The organism is Pseudorhodoferax soli, from assembly GCF_003337555.1.
Classification (GTDB): domain Bacteria; phylum Pseudomonadota; class Gammaproteobacteria; order Burkholderiales; family Burkholderiaceae_C; genus Pseudorhodoferax; species Pseudorhodoferax soli.
Genome location: NZ_QPJK01000001.1, coordinates 350,740 through 367,614, shown reverse-complemented (window position 1 = coordinate 367,614; position 16,875 = coordinate 350,740). Strand labels below are relative to the sequence as shown.

The 16,875-nt window shown below is 71.4% G+C and carries 17 protein-coding genes; 9 read left to right on the top strand and 8 right to left on the bottom strand.

Annotation, left to right across the window (positions count from 1 at the left end; genetic code table 11):
• Positions 1 to 3 precede the first annotated feature (3 nt).
• Both DES41_RS01585 and DES41_RS01580 read right to left on the bottom strand, forming a co-directional pair.
• On the bottom strand, positions 4 to 765 hold the full coding sequence (locus DES41_RS01585; RefSeq protein ID WP_114465293.1) for a DUF3750 domain-containing protein: 762 nt from the start codon (positions 763 to 765) through the stop codon (positions 4 to 6).
• The gene (locus tag DES41_RS01580) at positions 762 to 1,961 is read right to left on the bottom strand and encodes a trans-sulfuration enzyme family protein (RefSeq protein WP_114465292.1); all 1,200 of its coding nucleotides are present in this window, start codon (positions 1,959 to 1,961) and stop codon (positions 762 to 764) included. Before DES41_RS01580 ends, DES41_RS01585 begins: the two co-directional genes overlap by 4 nt.
• Positions 1,962 to 2,095: 134 nt before the next feature.
• Between DES41_RS01580 and DES41_RS01575 the strand changes: the two genes are divergently transcribed.
• Genes DES41_RS01575 through DES41_RS01550 form a run of 6 tightly spaced genes read left to right on the top strand, consistent with a single transcriptional unit; the run spans position 2,096 to position 6,558 of the window.
• On the top strand, positions 2,096 to 2,623 hold the full coding sequence (locus DES41_RS01575; protein WP_114465291.1) for a 2,4'-dihydroxyacetophenone dioxygenase family protein: 528 nt from the start codon (positions 2,096 to 2,098) through the stop codon (positions 2,621 to 2,623).
• A complete protein-coding gene (locus DES41_RS01570) occupies positions 2,620 to 3,333 on the top strand; it encodes an SDR family NAD(P)-dependent oxidoreductase (protein WP_114465290.1) in 714 nt (237 codons plus the stop codon). Before DES41_RS01575 ends, DES41_RS01570 begins: the two co-directional genes overlap by 4 nt.
• 35 nt (positions 3,334 to 3,368) lie before the next feature.
• A complete protein-coding gene (locus tag DES41_RS01565; RefSeq protein ID WP_114465288.1) occupies positions 3,369 to 4,337 on the top strand; it encodes a Bug family tripartite tricarboxylate transporter substrate binding protein in 969 nt (322 codons plus the stop codon).
• Positions 4,334 to 5,053, top strand: coding sequence for an SDR family NAD(P)-dependent oxidoreductase (locus DES41_RS01560; RefSeq protein ID WP_114465286.1), 720 nt, complete (start codon positions 4,334 to 4,336; stop codon positions 5,051 to 5,053). Before DES41_RS01565 ends, DES41_RS01560 begins: the two co-directional genes overlap by 4 nt.
• Before the next feature lie 14 nt (positions 5,054 to 5,067).
• Positions 5,068 to 5,904 (top strand): IclR family transcriptional regulator, encoded by an 837-nt coding sequence (locus tag DES41_RS01555; RefSeq protein ID WP_114465284.1) that lies wholly within the window; start codon positions 5,068 to 5,070, stop codon positions 5,902 to 5,904.
• Between the two features lie 6 nt (positions 5,905 to 5,910).
• The gene (locus DES41_RS01550) at positions 5,911 to 6,558 is read left to right on the top strand and encodes a DUF1345 domain-containing protein (RefSeq protein ID WP_114465282.1); all 648 of its coding nucleotides are present in this window, start codon (positions 5,911 to 5,913) and stop codon (positions 6,556 to 6,558) included.
• A gap of 30 nt (positions 6,559 to 6,588) precedes the next feature.
• Here the strand turns inward: DES41_RS01550 and DES41_RS01545 are convergent, their stop codons facing one another.
• Positions 6,589 to 6,909, bottom strand: a complete 321-nt coding sequence (locus DES41_RS01545; protein ID WP_114465280.1) for a hypothetical protein — start codon at positions 6,907 to 6,909, stop codon at positions 6,589 to 6,591.
• A 110-nt stretch (positions 6,910 to 7,019) separates the two neighbouring features.
• A complete protein-coding gene (locus tag DES41_RS01540) occupies positions 7,020 to 8,585 on the bottom strand; it encodes a winged helix-turn-helix domain-containing tetratricopeptide repeat protein (protein WP_170168070.1) in 1,566 nt (521 codons plus the stop codon).
• A gap of 127 nt (positions 8,586 to 8,712) precedes the next feature.
• Here DES41_RS01540 and DES41_RS01535 point away from each other — a divergent pair, with 127 nt between their 5' ends.
• Positions 8,713 to 9,681 carry a Bug family tripartite tricarboxylate transporter substrate binding protein gene (locus DES41_RS01535; protein ID WP_170168069.1) on the top strand — a complete coding sequence of 323 codons (969 nt, stop codon included), beginning with the start codon at positions 8,713 to 8,715 and terminating at the stop codon, positions 9,679 to 9,681.
• Positions 9,682 to 9,828: 147 nt separating this feature from the next.
• Here DES41_RS01535 and pdxR read toward each other — a convergent pair whose 3' ends face one another.
• The gene (gene pdxR, locus DES41_RS01530) at positions 9,829 to 11,292 is read right to left on the bottom strand and encodes a MocR-like pyridoxine biosynthesis transcription factor PdxR (protein ID WP_114465276.1); all 1,464 of its coding nucleotides are present in this window, start codon (positions 11,290 to 11,292) and stop codon (positions 9,829 to 9,831) included.
• Positions 11,293 to 11,374: 82 nt separating this feature from the next.
• Between pdxR and DES41_RS01525 the strand changes: the two genes are divergently transcribed.
• Positions 11,375 to 11,998: an FMN-binding negative transcriptional regulator gene (locus DES41_RS01525; RefSeq protein ID WP_114466775.1), complete on the top strand. Its 624-nt coding sequence runs from the start codon at positions 11,375 to 11,377 to the stop codon at positions 11,996 to 11,998.
• A gap of 10 nt (positions 11,999 to 12,008) precedes the next feature.
• Positions 12,009 to 12,335 carry an antibiotic biosynthesis monooxygenase family protein gene (locus tag DES41_RS01520; RefSeq protein ID WP_114465274.1) on the top strand — a complete coding sequence of 109 codons (327 nt, stop codon included), beginning with the start codon at positions 12,009 to 12,011 and terminating at the stop codon, positions 12,333 to 12,335.
• Here DES41_RS01520 and DES41_RS01515 read toward each other — a convergent pair.
• From DES41_RS01515 to mutS, 3 genes are read right to left on the bottom strand one after another with little or no spacing between them, the layout of a single operon-like run.
• Positions 12,332 to 13,189, bottom strand: coding sequence for an alpha/beta hydrolase (locus DES41_RS01515; RefSeq protein WP_245965538.1), 858 nt, complete (start codon positions 13,187 to 13,189; stop codon positions 12,332 to 12,334). The two genes, DES41_RS01520 and DES41_RS01515, sit on opposite strands and share 4 nt — an antisense overlap.
• Positions 13,186 to 14,013 (bottom strand): proteasome-type protease, encoded by an 828-nt coding sequence (locus tag DES41_RS01510; RefSeq protein ID WP_114465270.1) that lies wholly within the window; start codon positions 14,011 to 14,013, stop codon positions 13,186 to 13,188. The genes DES41_RS01515 and DES41_RS01510 overlap by 4 nt, the downstream gene beginning before the upstream one ends.
• A complete protein-coding gene (gene mutS / locus DES41_RS01505; RefSeq protein ID WP_114465268.1) occupies positions 14,010 to 16,661 on the bottom strand; it encodes a DNA mismatch repair protein MutS in 2,652 nt (883 codons plus the stop codon). The genes DES41_RS01510 and mutS overlap by 4 nt, the downstream gene beginning before the upstream one ends.
• Positions 16,662 to 16,875 lie beyond the last annotated feature (214 nt).

The window sequence follows — 16,875 nt, the reverse complement described above, 5'->3', positions numbered from 1 at the left end:
CGGCTACAGCGGCCCCGGCAGCTTGCCCACGCCGGGCAGGCGCAGGGCCAGGTCGTCCACGTCGACGCCGAAGCCCAGGCCCAGCACGTTGAGCTCCAGGCCCTCGTCGCGCGCCAGCGTGATGCCGGCCAGGCCCAGCAGCGAGACCTGCCAGCCGGTGCCGCTGGGCGCGTGCGCGACGAACTGCGTCGGGCCCAGGTAGTCCTTGCCGATGGCGGTGGGCGGCAGGTCCAGCCGCAGCTCGGGCACCTCGCGCGCGACCCAGGCCACGAAGGTGTTGCTGTTCGGGCCGGGCCACAGGCCGTAGGTGTGGCCCCAGGGGTAGCGGGCCACGGCGGCCTCGATGCGGTCGATCATGGCCTCGGCCTCGGGGCCGCGGTGCTCCACCAGCAGGCGCGGGTAGGCGCCGTACCAATGCGTGTCGGGCAGGGTGCTCTCGCCCTGCACCAGCGCATCGCCACCGTAGCGCGCACGCCATCCGAGGATCTGCCACGTGGTGTAGCTGTCGGCGCCCGCGCGCTTGACCGCAATCCAGGGATGGATGCCGAAGGCACCGCGCCAGCGCACGATGCGCGCGCCATAGACCTGCACCACGGCGCGCCGCTCCACGGCCGGGTCGGGCGCCTGGCCGGTGGCCGAGCGCTCGCGGCTGTGCCAGGGCGTGTCCAGGTCCAGCTTGCCCGAGGCCAGCACGCCGATGGGCCCCAGCAGCAGCAGCCCCACCAGGGCCAGCAGGCGCAGCGGCCAGCGCAGCCACTTGCTCATGCGCCTGCCTCCATGCGCGCCAGCGCCTGTGCGAAGTCGCGCTGCAGATCGCCGATGTCTTCCAGCCCCACGGCCAGCCGCACGAAGTTGGGCGCGATGCCCGCCGCGGCCATCTGCGCCTCGTTCATGGTGCCGGCCCACATGGCGGCCGCGTGCACGATCAGCGTCTCCACGCCGCCCAGGCTCACGGCTTGCGTGGCCAGCCGCAGCGAGGCGACGAAGCGGCTCGTGGCGGCGTAGCCGGCCTGGAGCGCGAACGCGATGACGGGGCCGCCGCCGGCCATCTGGCGCCGGGCCAGCGCGTGCTGCGGATGGCTTTCGAGCAGCGGGTAGTGCACGCGCTCGACCTGCGGCTGGCGCTCCAGCCAGGCCGCCAGTGCCAGCGCGTTGGCGTTGATGCGCTCCATGCGCACCGCCAGCGTGCGCAGGCCGCGCAGCAGCAGCCAGGCGTCCATGGGCGAGAGCACGGCGCCCAGCGTGGTGTGCATGGGCCAGATGCGCTCGGCCAGCGCATCCGAGCAGCAGATCACGCCGGCCGTCAAATCGTGGTGGCCGCCCAGTGACTTGGTGGCGCTGTGCACCACGATGTCGATGCCCAGCGCATGCGGCTTGCAGTTGACGGGCGAGGCGAAGGTGTTGTCGGCGATGGTCAGGATGCCGCGCGGCTGCGCAAGCGCCGCCACGCCGGCCAGGTCGGTCAGCACCAGCGTGGGGTTGGCCGGCGTCTCCACCAGGATGAGCCGCGTCTCGGGCCGCAGCGCGGCGGCGATGGCGGCCAGGTCGCTCTGCTCGACGATGCTGACCTGCACGCCGAAGCGCGGCAGCACCTCGTCGAACAGCTTGGCGGTGCTCATGTAGTGCCGCGTCTGCGCCACCACATGGTCGCCGGCCTGCACCAGGGCCAGCACCGTGGTGCTGATGGCGCCCATGCCCGAGGCCGTGAGCAGCGCGGTCTCGGTGCCTTCCAGCGCGGCGACGATGGCCGCGGCGCGCTCGTGCGTGGGGTTGCCATAGCGCGTGTAGTAAGCGGCGTGGCGTGGCGTGCCGGCCATGGCCGCGAACGCGGCAGCGTCGCGCGCCTTGAAGGTGGCGCTGTAGTGGATGGGCGCGCTGACGGCCGTGTCGTCCGACAGGCCGGCGTCGCCGTGCAGCATGCGGGTGGCGTCATGCCAGGCGTCGTCGGGTGGGAGATGCATCGCGTGAATTTCCGCAGGAGAAAGCCAGTGCGCATGATGCCCCCGCACGCGCCGGCTGCGGGTAATCCCGGGGCGGCGGCCGGGTTCCAGATTTCTACAATATGGACACATATCCACAATATGGACAAATCACAATGCCGACCGACCGCACCGATCCCGAGCCGCTGACGCCCTACCAGTACCCCAATCCGCCCGAGGCGCTGCCCGAGATCGTGATCCCCAACGCGATCCCCACGGACGAGCGGCTGTGGGTGCCGCAGGCCGAGAACGTCTGGTTCCGCCCGCTGTGCCTGAACGCGAGTCAGGGCTACTGGATGAACCTGCTGCGCGTGCGCAAGTCCGGTGTGTTGAGCCGGCACCGCCATCCGCAGGCCGTGCACGGCTTCGTGCTCAAGGGCCGCTGGAAGTACCTGGAGCACGACTGGTGGGCCGAGGAGGGCGGCTATGTGTTCGAGCCACCGGGCGAGACGCACACCCTCTACGTGCCCGAGGACGTGAAGGAAATGATCACCTACTTCCAGGTCAACGGTGTCATGTACTACACCGACCCGTACGGCAAGGGCATGGGCTACGAGGACGTGTTCACCAAGATCGACATGTGCAAGAAGCACTTCGAGGCGGTGGGCCTGGGCGCGGACTACGTCAAGCAGTTCGTTCGATGAGCGCAGCCTCGTACGACTTCACGGGCCGCGTGGCCGTGGTCACGGGCGGCGCGAGCGGCATCGGCGCCGAGACCGCACGGCTGCTGCGGTCGTTCGGCGCCAGCGTGGTGGTCTGGGACCTGTCGGCCGAGGGCGACCTGCAGGTCGACGTGGCCGACCGCGCGGCGGTGGCACGTGCCGCGCAGCAAACGGCCGAGCGCTGGGGCAGCATCGACGTGCTGGTGCACAGCGCCGGCTTCACCGGCCCGACCATGGCGCTGGACCAGTTCGATCCCGAGGTCTGGCAGCAGGTGGTGCAGGTCAACCTGGTCGGCACGTTCAACGTCTGCCACGCCGTGGTGCCGCTGATGCGCCGCGCCGGCCGCGGCCGCATGGTGCTGATCGCCTCGCTGGCCGGCAAGGAGGGCACGCCCAACGCCTCGGCCTACAGCGCGGCCAAGGCCGGCGTGCTGGCGCTGACCAAGTCGCTGGGCAAGGAGTTGGCCGGCACCGGCATCCTCGTCAACGCCATCGCGCCGGCCGCGGTGCGCACACCCATCCTGGCGCAGATGGCGCCCGAGCATGTGCAGACCATGGTCGCCAAGAGCCCGATGCAGCGCCTGGGCGAGCCCGAAGAGGTGGCCGCGATGGCGGCCTGGCTCGCATCGGATTCCTGCAGCTTCAACACCGGCGCGGTGTTCGACCTGTCGGGCGGCCGCGCCACCTACTGATCCCCTTCCCACCGATGCACCAAGGAGACTTTTCGATGTCCGATTTCCTGTCCCGCAGGCAGTTCGCCAGCCTGGCTGGGCTGCCGTTCCTGGCCGGCACGGCCTTCGCCCAAGCCGAATTTCCGAACAAGCCGATCGAGCTCGTCGTGCCCTTCCAGCCCGGTGGCGGCACCGACGCGCTGGCGCGCTCCTTCGCCGACGCCACGCGCAAGCACACCACGCAGAGCTTCATCATCGTCAACAAGCCCGGCGCCAGCGGCTCCATCGGCTGGCAGGACGTGATGCACGCCAAGCCCGACGGCTACCGCCTGGCCATCATCACCGTGGAACTGGCAACGCTGGCGCACATCGGCATCGGCAAGATCACGGCCGACGACCTGCAGCCCATCGCGCAATTGAACGCCGACCAGGCGGCCATCACCGTGCGCAGCGATGCACCGTGGAACACCGTCGAGGAGTTCCTGGCCGCCGCGAAAAAGGAGCCCGGCAAGATGGGCATGGGCAATGCCGGCCCCGGCTCGATCTGGCATCTGGCGGCCTCCGCGCTGGAGGACAAGACCGGCGTGAAGTTCAACCACGTGCCCTTCCAGGGCGCAGGCCCCGGCGTGCTGGCGCTGCTGGGCGGCCACATCGATGCCGTGGCCGTGAGCCCGGCCGAGGTCACCACGCATGTGCAGTCGGGCAAGCTCAAGACGCTGGCCGTGATGGCCGAGCAGCGCGTGAAGGGCTTCGAGAAGGTGCCCACGCTGAAAGAGCGCGGCATCGACCTTGTGATCGGCACCTGGCGCGGCATCGCTGCGCCCAAGGGCACGCCGCCGCAGGTGGTGGCCTACCTGAAAGACCTCGCGCTCAAGGCCTCCAGCGAACCGAGCTTCCGCGAGACGCTGGACAAGCAGAACCTGGGCTTCGTCTACGCCGACGACGTGGCGTTCAAGGCCAAGATCCAGAAGGACAACGCGTACTTCAAGGACCTCATCACCAAGCTGGGAATCAAGGCCGGATGACCTACCAAGCAGACCTCCTCAAGGGCAAGCGCGCCCTGGTCGCCGGTGCCACGCAGGGCATCGGCGCTGTCATCGCCAACCACCTGGCCGCCCTGGGCGCCGAGGTCACGGCGCTGGGCCTGGGCGCGGGCGACGGCACGCTGGCAGCCAACGTCGAGCCGCGCCAGTGCGATGTGACGGACGCCGCGAGCCTGGACGCCGCGCTGGCCGACATGCCGGAACTCGACATCGTCTTCAACTGCGCCGGCATCATCCAGCGCGGCGCCGAGCACGACCTCGAAGTGTTCCAGCGCGTGCTGAACGTGAACCTCACGGGCACCATGCGCGTGTGCACGGCCACGCGCGAACGGCTCAAGGCGCGGCGTGGCTGCATCGTCAACACCGCCTCGATGCTGAGCTTCTTCGGCGGCGGCCTGGTGCCGGGCTATGCGGCCAGCAAGGGTGGCGTGGCGCAGCTGACCAAGTCGCTGGCGATCGCCTATGCGCCCGACGGCATCCGCGTCAACGCGGTGGCGCCGGGCTGGATCGCCACGCCGCTCACGCAGGCGCTGCAGGACGACCCGGCGCGCGCCGGCCCCATCCTCGCGCGCACGCCGCTGGCACGCTGGGGCACGCCCGACGACGTGGCCCGCGCGGCCGTGTTCCTGTGCACGCCCGCGGCCGCCTTCATGACGGGCGTGATCCTGCCGGTCGATGGCGGTTACATGGTGACTTGATAATCCGCGCCGCAATGACCACGGCGCCCGACCTCTCCCCCGAACCCGACGACGCGGCCCTGCCTGCCGTCGCCGGCACCCAGGCCTTCGGCAAGTTCATGCGCGTGCTGCAGCTCGTGGCCGATGCGGAGCAGCCGCCCAACGTGGCCGCGCTGATGCGCGCCACGGGCTTTCCGCGGCCCACCGTGCACCGCATCGTCGCCGGCCTGGTGGCCGAGCGCATGCTCGTGGAAGACGCTGCCACGCACGGCCTCGCCCTGGGCCCGCGGCTGATCCAGCTGGCTGCGCGCAGTTGGGGCCGCTCCGACCTGCGGCTCGCGGCCATGGACGAACTCAAGCGCCTGCGCGACATCACCGGCGAGACCGTGCACCTGGCGGTGCCCAATGGCCGCAGCATGGTCTTCATCGAGAAGCTGGAAAGCCCCTCGGCCGTGCGCATGAGTTCGCGCATCGGCACCAGCGTGCCGCTGCACGTGACGGCCGTGGGCAAGGCCTACCTGGCGGCGCTGCCCGCGGCCGAGCGCGCCGCGCTGCTCAAGGGCCTGCCGCTGCCGCGCCACACCGGGCACACGCTGACCGAGCGCGGCGCCTTCGAGGCCGAGCTCGCCGCCACCGCGGCCGCGGGCTGGTCCACCGACCGCGAGGAGCACGAGAACGGCGTCTACTGCTTCGGCGCCGCCGTGCGCGGGCCCGACGGCCGGCCCGTGGCTGCGATCAGCGTGACCACGCTGGTGTTCCGCCAGAAGGACGACCCCGCGAAGGCCTATGTGGCACCGCTGCTGGCCGCCTGCGCCGCCGTGGCCGAGCGCATCGCCGAGGTGCCGGCGCTGGCCAAGGCCGACCTGCTGTAGCACGCCATGTCGCGCCTCTTGCAGCACCTGCGCGTGCGCCCCTACCTGGTCGGCTCGTGCGCCGCGGGCCTGGCCTGCGCGCTGCTGCTGCCCGCGCCCAACCTGGTCACGCGCGCGCTGCTGGGCTGGAACGTGGCAGTCTGGCTCTACCTCGTGCTGCTGGCCGGCATGATGGTGCGCGCCGACCATGGCCGTGTGCAGCGGGCGGCCGTTGCCCAGGCCGAGAGCGCGGCCACGGTGCTGGCCCTGGTCAGCCTGGCCGCGGTGGCGAGCCTGGTCGGTGTGGTGTTCGAACTCTCGGCCGCCAAGCTGCCCGGCGTGCCGCATGCCTGGCCGCATGTGCTGCTGGCGTTGGCCACTGTCGTGGGCTCGTGGACGCTGCTGCCCATGGTGTTCGCGCTGAGCTATGCCAGCGTCTACTACCGCAGCCATGGCAAGGGCCTGCGCTTTCCGGACGACGATGCCGGCTTCCGGCCCAACTACGGCGACTTCCTGTACTTCTCGTTCACCATCGCCGTGGCCTCGCAGACCTCCGACGTGAGCGTGAGCAGCGTGGCGATGCGGCGCGTGGTGCTGCTGCAGACGCTGCTGTCGTTCGCATTCAACGCAACGATATTGGCGTTCAGCATCAACATCGCTGCAAGTTTGTTTTGAGCCGAGGTGCGCGGCTGGCGCACGCGGCGGTCAGCGGTACCAGGCCACGAGCACAGCGGTGGCCAGGCACTGGAGTGCGTTGGCGGCGTTGACCAGGACCAGCTTGTTCAGCCTGCGGCCGCTGCGTTCATACAGGCTGGCCCCCATGGCCGCGTTCGCGCCCACCCAGACCAGCCAGGTCAGCAGCGAATGCTGGCTGGAGTCGCCTTGGTGGTGGATGGCCCACATGGTCGGCAGGTAGGTCAGCAGCCGCAGCGTGCTGAGCACGGCGAAGCTCCAGTCCAGCACGGCCAGGTAGCGGGCATGGGATGGCGCCAGGAAGGCGAAGGCGGCGGGGTGGGGTGTGCGCATGGGGGCTCCTGCGGATTCCCGCCGGCACCGTGCCGGCGTGAATGCAGTGTTGCGCGCGGCCGGCGCTGCGTCCTCAGGCCGCCCTCAGGGATTTCTGAAGATGCCGTTCGCTACGGCATGCCCGCCGCGGCGAGCAGGCGCAGCAGCTGGTCCATCTGTTCGCGGTGCGCGGCTTCGCGGGCGGGTGGCAGGCGTTCGCGCACGGCCTGCAGGCTGGTGAAGGCGGTGCGTTGGCGCAGGAAGGCCACCCAGGCCCGGGCTTCCTCGGTGGCCCCGAGCTGTTGCGCGGCCGCGGCGCCGGTCAGGTAGGCGGTGCCGAAGTCCGGGTTCACCGCCATGGCCTGCTGCGAGGCTTCCAGTGCGGCCGCATAGTCGTGCAGCGCCAATCCCGCCCAGGCGAGCGCCAGATGCCAGACCACCCGCAGCGGCTCCCGCGGGCTCAGCGCAAAGGCGCGCGCGCACAGCGCAGCCGCCTCCTGCGGGTGGCCGCGCCGGGTGCGGATCAGCGCCAGCAGGCCGTGCGCGGGTGCATGCGAGCCGGACAGCCGCATGCAGTGGCGCAGCGACTCTTCGGCGCGCGCGGCCTGGCCCAGGCTGTAGGCCACCAGCCCCAGCACGTAGTGCGCATCGGGCTCCCGCGGATCCAGCGCCACGGCCTGTTCGGCGTGCTGCAACGCCAGCGCGCGCTGCGCCGCCGCCGCCACGGCGCCCCAGCCGAACTGCGCCTGGCGCCAATGGCAGAACGCCAGGCAGGTCGAGGCCAGCGGCAGCGCCGGCGCCAGCGCGATCGCCTGTTCGGCCCAGGCCTGCGCCTGCGCCGTGACCTCGCGCGTTTCGGGGCGGGCGAACAGCGCGATCCAGGCCCGGCTGGCCAGGGCCTGCGCCTGCGACGCGTCCGGTCCCGGGAGCGCGGGCGCGGGCGCGCGCGCGGCCTGGTCGAGCAGTTCCAGATTGAGCGCACGCGCCAGCCTGCCGGCGACCAGGGCGCCGGTGTCCCACCAGGCGGCCAGCGGCAGCTCCACCGCATCGACCCAGCTCTGCGTGCCTTGCGCGGTCGACACCATTTGCACGCGCACGCGCAGCGTGTCGCCGCGCAGCTCCAGCAGCCCGTCCACCAGGTAGGCCGCGCCCAGCTCGCGCCCGATCTGCTGCGGGGACAGGTGCTCCTGGCCGGCGTAGCTCAGCATGGTGCCGAGTGCCACCACCACCAGCTGCGGATGGCGCGACAACTCGGCGATCAGCTCGTCGAGCAGGCTCTCGCGGATGAAGGCATGGCTGTCGGGCAGCTGGCGTGCGCGCAGCGGCAGCACCGCGAGCGCATGCGGCCCCAGCGCAGGCGCCGCCACCATGCCCACCGGTGTGCTCGGCGCGGCGAGCAGCGCCAGGCGGTAGCCCTTGCGCGGCACCGTCGCGATGGCGTCCGGGCCGAGGATCTTGCGCAGCTGCGCCACGGCCTCGTACAGCGATCCCGGAGTCACGACGACCTGCGGCCAGACGGTGTCCAGCAAGGTCTCGGTGCGCACCAGGCCGCCCTGGGCCTGCGCCAGCACGCACAGCAGCCGCATGGTGCGCGGCTCCAGCTTGACGCTGTGCTGGCCGTCGTGCAGGGTGTCGAGCTGTGGGTCCACCCGCCAGGGGCCCAGCGCGAAGGCAGAGGTGTCCGAAGGAGACGTCACGGTGGGCGGGCAAGACGAGCTGCGGGGCATGTTAATGAAATCCTCAGGAATCGTTGCGGTCCGGCTCAGTGCGTTCCTGGGCTTTGCACGGAGCATTGGCGACCGAACTTCATGCAGGAGAAATGCCATGCCGATGCCATCGACCGCCCTTCCGTTTCCCCGCCTGCGCGGCTTGCCCGGCCGCGCCTGGCTCGCCGTGGCCATGCTCTGGTGCAGCGCGGTGCCTGGCCTGGCGCTGGCCCAGCAGGCCTGGCCGGTGCGGCCCATGCACCTGGTGGTGCCGTTCGCGGCCGGCACGGCACCCGATGCCATCGGCCGCGCGCTGGCCGAGAGCTTCACGCAGAGCCTGGGCGTGCCGGTGGTCGTGGAGAACCTGCCCGGAGCCGGCGGCACCATCGGCGTGGGCCGCGTCGCCAAGGCCCCTGGCGATGGCTACATGCTGGTGCTGTCCGGCGACGCCGCCATCGTCGGAGATGCCCGCTTCGGCGTGAAGCTGCCCTATGACCCGACCACTGAGCTGGTTCCGGTCTCGCAGGTCGCGGTCAGCCCCAGCATCCTCGTGGTGGGCAACGACGTACCGGCCCGCACCCTGCAGGAGCTGGTGGCCCTGGCGCGCAGCCGGCCCTGGGGGCTGAGCTATGCGTCGGCCGGCTACGGCACCTCGTCGCACCGTGGTGGCGAGATGCTGAGCCGCGCGGCCGGGCTGGAGATGGTGCACGTGCCCGGCAGCGCGAGCCCGTTGCCCGACGTGGTCGGCGGCCGGGTGACGATGTTCTTCGCCAATGCCGCCTCCTTGCCCTTGGTGCGCGAGGGCAAGCTGCGCGCGCTGGCCGTGTCTTCGCGCGAGCGCCTGGCGCTCGCGCCGGAACTGCCGACGGTGGCCGAATCCGGCTACCCCGGATTCGAGGCCGTGGCTTGGTTCGCGCTGTTCGCGCCCCGCGGCACGCCGCCGGAGATCGTGGCGCGCCTGGAGGTGGCGGCCCGCCATGCCGTGGCAGGCCCCGCCATGCGCGAACGCCTGCAGGGCATGGGGGCGATCCCTGTCGGCGGCGATGCGGCGGCGCTGGCGGGCCTGATCGCGGCGGCCGCCAGGTGAGCGGCCCGGGCATGGCGCATCTGCCTGCCGGCACCCTCGGGAGGTTCGCGCCCGGCCATGCAGGCCATCCATGCGAGCGCGCGGCAGATCACCGGCATGCTGCAGCGGTCGCAGCTCGGCACCGCTGCGCTCGGCGCCCGAGCCGCGTCAGCCGCGCAGCCCTTCGCGCAACACCGCGGCCAGCACCGCCATGCCCTGCGCAATCTGCTCGGCCGTGAGCCCGGCATAACCCAGCACCAGCCCCGCGGGGCGGCTGTGCCCGGCCGGCCCGGCGAACAATGGCGAGACCGGGTACACGCCCACGCCACGCTGGCGCACCGCCGCCGCCAGCGCCGCCTCGTCCCGCGGGCGCAGCGCCGGCAGCCACAGCACCACGTGCAGGCCGGCAGCGGTGCCGGTCACCCGGGCACCGCCGGGCAGTTGCGCCACCGCCTCGAGCAGGGCGGCGCGCCGGCGTTCATGGCTGCGGCGCATGCGCCGCACATGGCGTTCGTAGGCACCGCTGTCCAGCAGCGCGGCCAGCACGCGCTGCTCCAGCACGGGCGCATGGCGGTCGGCCAGGCGCTTGGCCTGGCGGAACACCGGCACCAGCGGCGGCGGCAACACCATGTAGCCCAGGCGCAGCTGCGGCGACAAGGCCTTGGACACCGTGCCGATGTAGAGCACGCGGCCGTCGGTGTCCATGGCCTGCAGCGCCGCGATCGGCCGCTGGCCGTAGCGGAACTCGCCGTCGTAGTCGTCCTCGACCACCCAGGCCTGCTGGCGCTGCGCCCATTGCAGCAGCGCCATGCGCCGGGCGATCGGCAGCACGCCGCCCAGGGGGAACTGGTGCGAGGGCGTGACGTAGACCAGCCGCGCCCGCGCCTTCTGCGGCAAGCGCGCGGTGTCCAGCCCCTGGGCGTCCGCCGGCACGGCCAGCAGCTGCGCGCCGGTGGCCTCGAAGCTGCACCGTGCCATCAGGTAGCCGGGGTCTTCGAAGACGAAGGCGTCGTCGGCGTCGAGCAGCAGACGCGCACACAGGTCGATGGCCTGCTGCGCGCCGTGCACCACGAGGATCTGCTCGGCCGCGCAGGCCAGGCCGCGCGCGCGGTGCAGGTAGGCCTGCAACGCGCGGCGCAGCGCGGCATCGCCCTCGGGTGCGGCGTAGTAGAGGCTGGGCTGCTGGCGCAGCAGCTCGGCCTGGTAGGCGCGCCGCCAGGCCAGCACCGGGAAGTCGCGCGGGGCCAGCGCGCCGTACAGGAAATCGATGCGGGGCGGCGTGTCCGTCGCCAGCACCGGCAGCGCCATGGCCGCGACGCGGTGGCCGAAGGCGGACAGCACGGGCGGCACCTGGCCGGCGCGCCTGTTGCGCGCCACAGGCGCTGCCACCGGCGCCGGCGGTGTCGCCACGCGCGCCGCGCGCCCGCCCGATGTCAGCAGGAAACCCTCGGCCGCCAGCTGCTCGTAGACCGCCGTGACGGTGGTGCGCGAGACGCCCAGCTCGCTGGCCAGCGCCCGTGTGGAGGGCGCCCGCGCACCGGCCGGCAGGCTGCCGTCGGCGATCTGCGCACGCAGCAGTTGGTAGATGCGGCGGCCGGCGCCGGTGCCCGTGAGACGCTGCAACTGGTCCATGCGAATGTGATGAAACTGGTTCTTCCCATTGTGCCGGTCGTGCGCCACAGTGCGGCCTGTCGACCTCTCGCCCAGCACCACGATGTACCTGCCCGCCCACTTCGCCGAACAACGGCCCGCCGAACTGCAGCGCCTGGTCCAGGCCTATCCGCTGGGCACGCTCGTGAACCACGGCCCGGATGGGCTGGACGCCGAGCACATCCCGTTCGAGTTCGATGCCGGCACCGGCCCGCTGGGCCTGCTCACGGCCCATGTGGCACGCGCCAACCCGCTGTGGCAGCGCTGCCCGACGGGCACGCCCGTGCTGGTGGTGTTCCATGGCCCCCAGGCCTACATCTCGCCCAACTGGTACCCGAGCAAGCACGAGGCGCACCGCCAGGTGCCGACCTGGAACTACGAGGTGGTGCACGCCCACGGCGTCCTCGCCATCCGCGACGACGAGCGCTTCGTGCGCGGCCTGGTCGCCCGGCTCACGCGCCGGCACGAGGCGGCCGAGCCGCAGCCCTGGCGCATGGGCGACTCCGCGCCCGCATTCATCGACGGCCTGCTGCAGCACATCGTGGGCATCGAGATCAGCGTCACGCGCCTGGTCGGCAAGTCCAAGCTCAGCCAGAACAAGGAGCCGCGCGACCGCGAAGGCGCCGCCGTGCGGCTCGACGCGCTGGACCATGCCGAACTCGCGCAGGCCATGCGCCGCACCCTCTGAGGCGGCGCGCATGTTTGTCTCCACCTTCACCTTCGCGCCGGGCGCGTTCGACGCAGAGTTCCACCGGACGGACGCGGCCATCGCCGAGCTTGCGCGTGCCATCCCCGGCTACCTGGGCGAGGAAAGCTGGGAGAACCCGTCCACGGGCCTGGTCGCCAACAGCTACTACTGGGACAGCATGGCAGCGCTGGAGCAGCTCATGCAGCACCCCACGCACCGCGCGGCCAAGCAGCAGCAGGCGCGCTGGCTGGCGGGCTACCACGTGGTCGTCGCGCAGGTGCTGGCCTCGCATGGCGACGGCCGCATCGCGCACCCGTTGGCGCCGAAAGCCGGCTAAGCGCCCATGTTGGCGAGCGAGGCCTCGATGGCCGCGGCCGTTGCCAGCGGCCGTTCCATCGGGAACAGGTGGCTGCCGTCCAGCATCATCACGCGGCCCGGATCGCCCTTGCCGTCGGCGCCGACGATGCGCGCCGTCATGGCCATGCCGACCTGGCGCATCTCGGCCGACTGGCGCCCGCCCAGGAATGCCACGGGGCACTTGAGCGGGTGGCGGCGCAGCAGGCGGTCCAGGTGGTCGGGCAGGGTGTTGTAGATGGCGGTCTCCACGTCGCGGTCGAAGGACAGCACGCGGCGCGCCTGGCCCTCGTGCTGCGCATCGTGCGTGCCGTGGGCGATGTAGTCGGCCAGCACCTCGGGTGCCCACTTGGCGAAGGCCTTCTTGTGCCGGAAGTGCTCCAGCGCCGCCGCCGCATCGGGCCAGGCATTGCGCCGCGCGCGGCTGATGCGGCCGGGCGAGACCGAACCCACCAGCGGCGTGCGCTTGGCCAGGCCCAGCGTGGTGGCGCGCCAGCCGCCGATCAGCGGTGAATCGATCAGCAGCACGCCGCGCGCCAGCTGCGGCGCGCGCGCGGCCGCCATCACGCTGAGGAAACCGCCCAGCGAATGGCCCACCAGCCAGGCCTTCTCGCTCCGGGCTTCGGTCTGCTGCGTGGCAAAGTCCACCAGCTGCTGCACCAGGTGCGGCCAGTTGTTGCTGACCGGGTAGGCGGGATCGTGGCCGTACTTCTCGACCGCAGCGAGGCGAAAGCCGCGGGCGCGCAGCTCCGCGAACAGCACGCGGTAGGTCGAGGCCGGGAAGCTGTTGGCGTGCGAGAAGACGATCAGCCCGCGCCCGCCCGCGGCAGCGCTCAAATCAGGCGCTCGTCCGGGTTGGTGATCTTGCGCAGCGGCTTGCCGCGGCTGGCTGCGACCATCAGCGGCAGCTCGGTCGGGCCGCCGGTCCATTGCGGGTCTTCGATGCTGTCGAAGACCTCGCGCAGCTTCTGGCCCCAGGAGCCGTGCAGCATGCGGAAGTAGGGGTTCTGGTCGTCGATGCAGACCACCTTGTCGGTGCGGAAATCGTCCACGCCGTAGACCACGAGGTCCAGCGGCAGGCCCACCGAGAGGTTGGACTTGAGCGTGGAGTCCATCGACACCAGCGCGCACTTGGCGGCCTCGTCCAACGGCGTGTCCGGCGTGATCACGCGGTCCAGCACGGGCTTGCCGTACTTGGATTCGCCGATCTGGAAGTAGGGCGTCTCGGGCGTGGCCTCGATGAAGTTGCCGGCCGAGTACACCTGGAACAGCCGCATGCCTTCGCCCTTGATCTGGCCGCCGAAGATCATGGAGACGTTGAACTCCACGCCCGACTGGCGCAGCGAGGCCGCGTCCCGGTCGTAGACGCGGCGCACGGCCGCACCCAGCACGCGCGCGGCATCGAACATGCTCTTAGCGTTCCAGATGGTGATGGGCTCGCTGTCCTCGTCCTCGCGCAACTGCTCGACCTGCAGGATCTCGCGCACCGACTGCGAGATCGACAGGTTGCCGGCCGACAGCAGCACCATGAAGCGGTCGTCCGCGCGCTCGTACACGATCATCTTGCGGAAGGTGCTGATCTGGTCGAGACCTGCGTTGGTGCGCGAATCGGACAGGAACACCAGTCCGGCGTTGAGTTTGAGTGCGACGCAGTAGGTCATGGTGTGGGGGTGTTGGCGGCGAGGGTGGCCTGTTCGCGGCGGGCGATGTTCTTCAAGCGGTACAGCGCATCGAGCGCTTCGCGCGGCGTCAGCGCATCGGGGTCGATGCCGGCCAGCGCGGATTCTACGGGGCTGGGTTCGGCCACGGCGGCTGCGGGCGGCGGCGCGAACAGGTCGATCTGCGCCTGGCTCGCGCTGGCCTGCTGCTCCAGCGCTTCCAGGGTGTGGCGCGCATGGTGGAGCACCGGGGCCGGCATGCCGGCCAGCCGCGCCACCTGGATGCCGTAGCTGCGGCTGGCCGGGCCGGCCTGGATCTCGTGCAGGAACACGATGTCGCCGCCCGATTCGGCCGCGCTCACGTGCACGTTCTGCGCCGCATGGTGTTTGGCCGGGAACTCGGTCAGCTCGAAGTAATGCGTGGCGAACAGTGTGAAGGCCTGCGTGCGGTCGTGCAGCTGGGCGGCGATGCCGCTGGCCAGCGCCAGGCCGTCGAAGGTCGAGGTGCCGCGGCCGATCTCGTCCATCAGCACCAGGCTGTGGCGGCTTGCGCCATGCAGGATCTGCGCGGCCTCGGTCATCTCGACCATGAAGGTCGATTGCGCGTTGGCCAGGTCGTCGGCCGCGCCGATGCGCGTGTGGATCGCGTCGATGGGGCCGAGCCGGCAGCTGCTGGCCGGCACGTGGCTGCCGATGCTGGCCATCAGCACGATCAGCGCCACCTGGCGCATGTAGGTCGACTTGCCGCCCATGTTGGGGCCGGTGATGATCTGCATGCGCTGCTTCACGTGCAGCCGCGTGTCGTTGGCGATGAAGGCGGCCTGCGAGGTCTCCGCCAGGCGCGCTTCGACCACCGGGTGGCGGCCGCGCTCGATCTCGATGCAGGGCTCTTTCACGAACTGCGGCGCGCACCAGTTCAGCGTCAGCGAGCGCTCGGCGAAGCTGCACAGCACGTCGAGCGCGGCCATGGCCTGGGCCAGGCGCGACAGCGCGGGCACGAAGGCCTGCAGCTGGCCCAGCAGCCGGTCGTACAGCCACTTCTCGCGCGCCAGTGCGCGCTCCTGCGCCGACAGCGCCTTGTCTTCGAAGGCCTTGAGCTCGGGCGTGATGAAGCGCTCGGCGTTCTTGAGCGTCTGGCGCCGGCGGTAATCGGCCGGCACCTTGTCGAGCGCGCCCTGCGTGACCTCGATGTAGAAGCCGTGCACCTTGCTGAACTGCACCCGCAGGTTGCCGATGCCGGTGCGGGCGCGCTCGCGCGTCTCCAGGTCGAGCAGGAAGGCGTCGCAGTTGTTCTGGATCGCGCGCAGCTCGTCGAGCTCGGCGTCGTGGCCGGTGGCGATCACGCCGCCGTCGCGCACCAGCGCGGCCGGCTCCTCGAGGATGGCAGCGGCCAGCAGTGCCGCGCAGTCGGGCGGCGGTTGCAGGTCCTGGCGGATGTGCGCCAGCAGGCCGGTCAGGCCGTCGATGCTGTCGGCCAGCAGGCCGGCGCGCTGCAACGCCAGCTGCAGCGCCACGAGTTCGCGCGGGCGCACCTGGCCCAGCGCGGTGCGCGCCGTGATGCGTTCCACATCGCTCGTGCCCTTGAGCTGCCCGCGCAGCTTGGCGTAGTGGCCGGCACCCGGTGCGTCGCGCAGCACGGCGGTGGCCAGGAGGCGCGCGTGTGCTTCGCTGCGGTCGCGCTGCGGCTCCAGCAGCCAGCGCTTGAGCAAGCGGCTGCCCATGCTGGTCATGCAGGTGTCCAGCAGCGAGAACAGCGTGGGGCTGTCCTCGCCGCGCAGGGTCTGCACCAGCTCGAGGTTGCGCCGCGTGCTGAGCGGCAGGTCGATGGCCGCGTCGCTGCGCGCCACGCGCAGCGCCTGCAGGTGCGACAGCGCCTGGCCCTGCGTGTGCTCGGCGAAGGCCAGCAGCGCCGATGCCGCGGCATGCGCCTGCGGCAGGCCTTCGGCATGCCAGGCCGAGAGGCTGGCCACGTGCAGGTGCTCGCAGAGCTTGCGTTGGCCCAGCGCGCCATCGAACTGCCATGCAGGGCGCAGCGACAGCGCCAGCGGGCCGCCCTGCGGTGTGGTGAGGCGCAGGCTGCGGATGCGGGCCTCCAGCGCATCGGGCACGTCGGCCGGCAGCAGCAGCTCGGCCGGGCCGATGCGGGCCAGCCAGCCCGGCAGTTCGTCCATGCTGCACTCGGCCAACTGCAGTTCGGACTGCGTGAGCGCCAGCCAGGCCAGGCCACAGCGCTGGCGCGGGCCGGGGTAGAAGGCTGCCAGCACCGACTCGGTCTTGTCGGCGAGCAGCGCGGTGTCGGTCAGCGTGCCGGGCGTGACGACGCGCACCACCTTGCGCTCTACCGGGCCCTTGCCCGTCACCTCGCCGACCTGCTCGCAGATCGCCACCGACTCGCCGAGCCGGATCAGCTTGGCCAGGTAGCTCTCCACCGCATGGAACGGGATGCCGCACATCGTGACGGGCTCGCCGGCCGACTGGCCGCGCCGCGTGAGCGTGATGTCCATCAGCGCCGCGGCGCGCTCGGCGTCGGCGTAGAACAGCTCGTAGAAATCCCCCATGCGGTAGAAGACCAGCGTGTCGGGGAAGTCGACTTTCAGCGTGAGGTACTGCTGCATCATCGGCGTGTGGGCCGAGAAGTCAGGCTTGGGCATGGGCGGGAGCGAAGACAAGAGGCGTGGCGTGCGGTTGGGAAGCGGGGCGCGATTGTCGCCAAGTTGCCGCCCGCGGTCGCTCGCAAGGCCATCCGGCGCGGGAGGCCAGCGCCATGGACGCGGCCGCACAAAAGTATCCAACGGGCTTGCGGCTGTGGTTTTGGCGTCATGGCCGCACCGTTCGGTCCGCCAGCGCCGCCCTTCGTCGGCGGCC

Excerpts from the sequence above, each read along its gene's own strand:
- DES41_RS01585 (WP_114465293.1), bottom strand. The coding sequence starts at position 765 with ATGAGCAAGTGGCTGCGCTGGCCGCTGCGCCTGCTGGCCCTGGTGGGG.
- DES41_RS01580 (WP_114465292.1), bottom strand. The coding sequence starts at position 1,961 with ATGCATCTCCCACCCGACGACGCCTGGCATGACGCCACCCGCATGCTG.
- DES41_RS01575 (WP_114465291.1), top strand. The coding sequence starts at position 2,096 with ATGCCGACCGACCGCACCGATCCCGAGCCGCTGACGCCCTACCAGTAC.
- DES41_RS01570 (WP_114465290.1), top strand. The coding sequence starts at position 2,620 with ATGAGCGCAGCCTCGTACGACTTCACGGGCCGCGTGGCCGTGGTCACG.
- DES41_RS01565 (WP_114465288.1), top strand. The coding sequence starts at position 3,369 with ATGTCCGATTTCCTGTCCCGCAGGCAGTTCGCCAGCCTGGCTGGGCTG.
- DES41_RS01560 (WP_114465286.1), top strand. The coding sequence starts at position 4,334 with ATGACCTACCAAGCAGACCTCCTCAAGGGCAAGCGCGCCCTGGTCGCC.
- DES41_RS01555 (WP_114465284.1), top strand. The coding sequence starts at position 5,068 with ATGACCACGGCGCCCGACCTCTCCCCCGAACCCGACGACGCGGCCCTG.
- DES41_RS01550 (WP_114465282.1), top strand. The coding sequence starts at position 5,911 with ATGTCGCGCCTCTTGCAGCACCTGCGCGTGCGCCCCTACCTGGTCGGC.
- DES41_RS01545 (WP_114465280.1), bottom strand. The coding sequence starts at position 6,909 with ATGCGCACACCCCACCCCGCCGCCTTCGCCTTCCTGGCGCCATCCCAT.
- DES41_RS01535 (WP_170168069.1), top strand. The coding sequence starts at position 8,713 with ATGCCGATGCCATCGACCGCCCTTCCGTTTCCCCGCCTGCGCGGCTTG.
- pdxR (WP_114465276.1), bottom strand. The coding sequence starts at position 11,292 with ATGGACCAGTTGCAGCGTCTCACGGGCACCGGCGCCGGCCGCCGCATC.
- DES41_RS01525 (WP_114466775.1), top strand. The coding sequence starts at position 11,375 with ATGTACCTGCCCGCCCACTTCGCCGAACAACGGCCCGCCGAACTGCAG.
- DES41_RS01520 (WP_114465274.1), top strand. The coding sequence starts at position 12,009 with ATGTTTGTCTCCACCTTCACCTTCGCGCCGGGCGCGTTCGACGCAGAG.
- DES41_RS01510 (WP_114465270.1), bottom strand. The coding sequence starts at position 14,013 with ATGACCTACTGCGTCGCACTCAAACTCAACGCCGGACTGGTGTTCCTG.
- mutS (WP_114465268.1), bottom strand. The coding sequence starts at position 16,661 with ATGCCCAAGCCTGACTTCTCGGCCCACACGCCGATGATGCAGCAGTAC.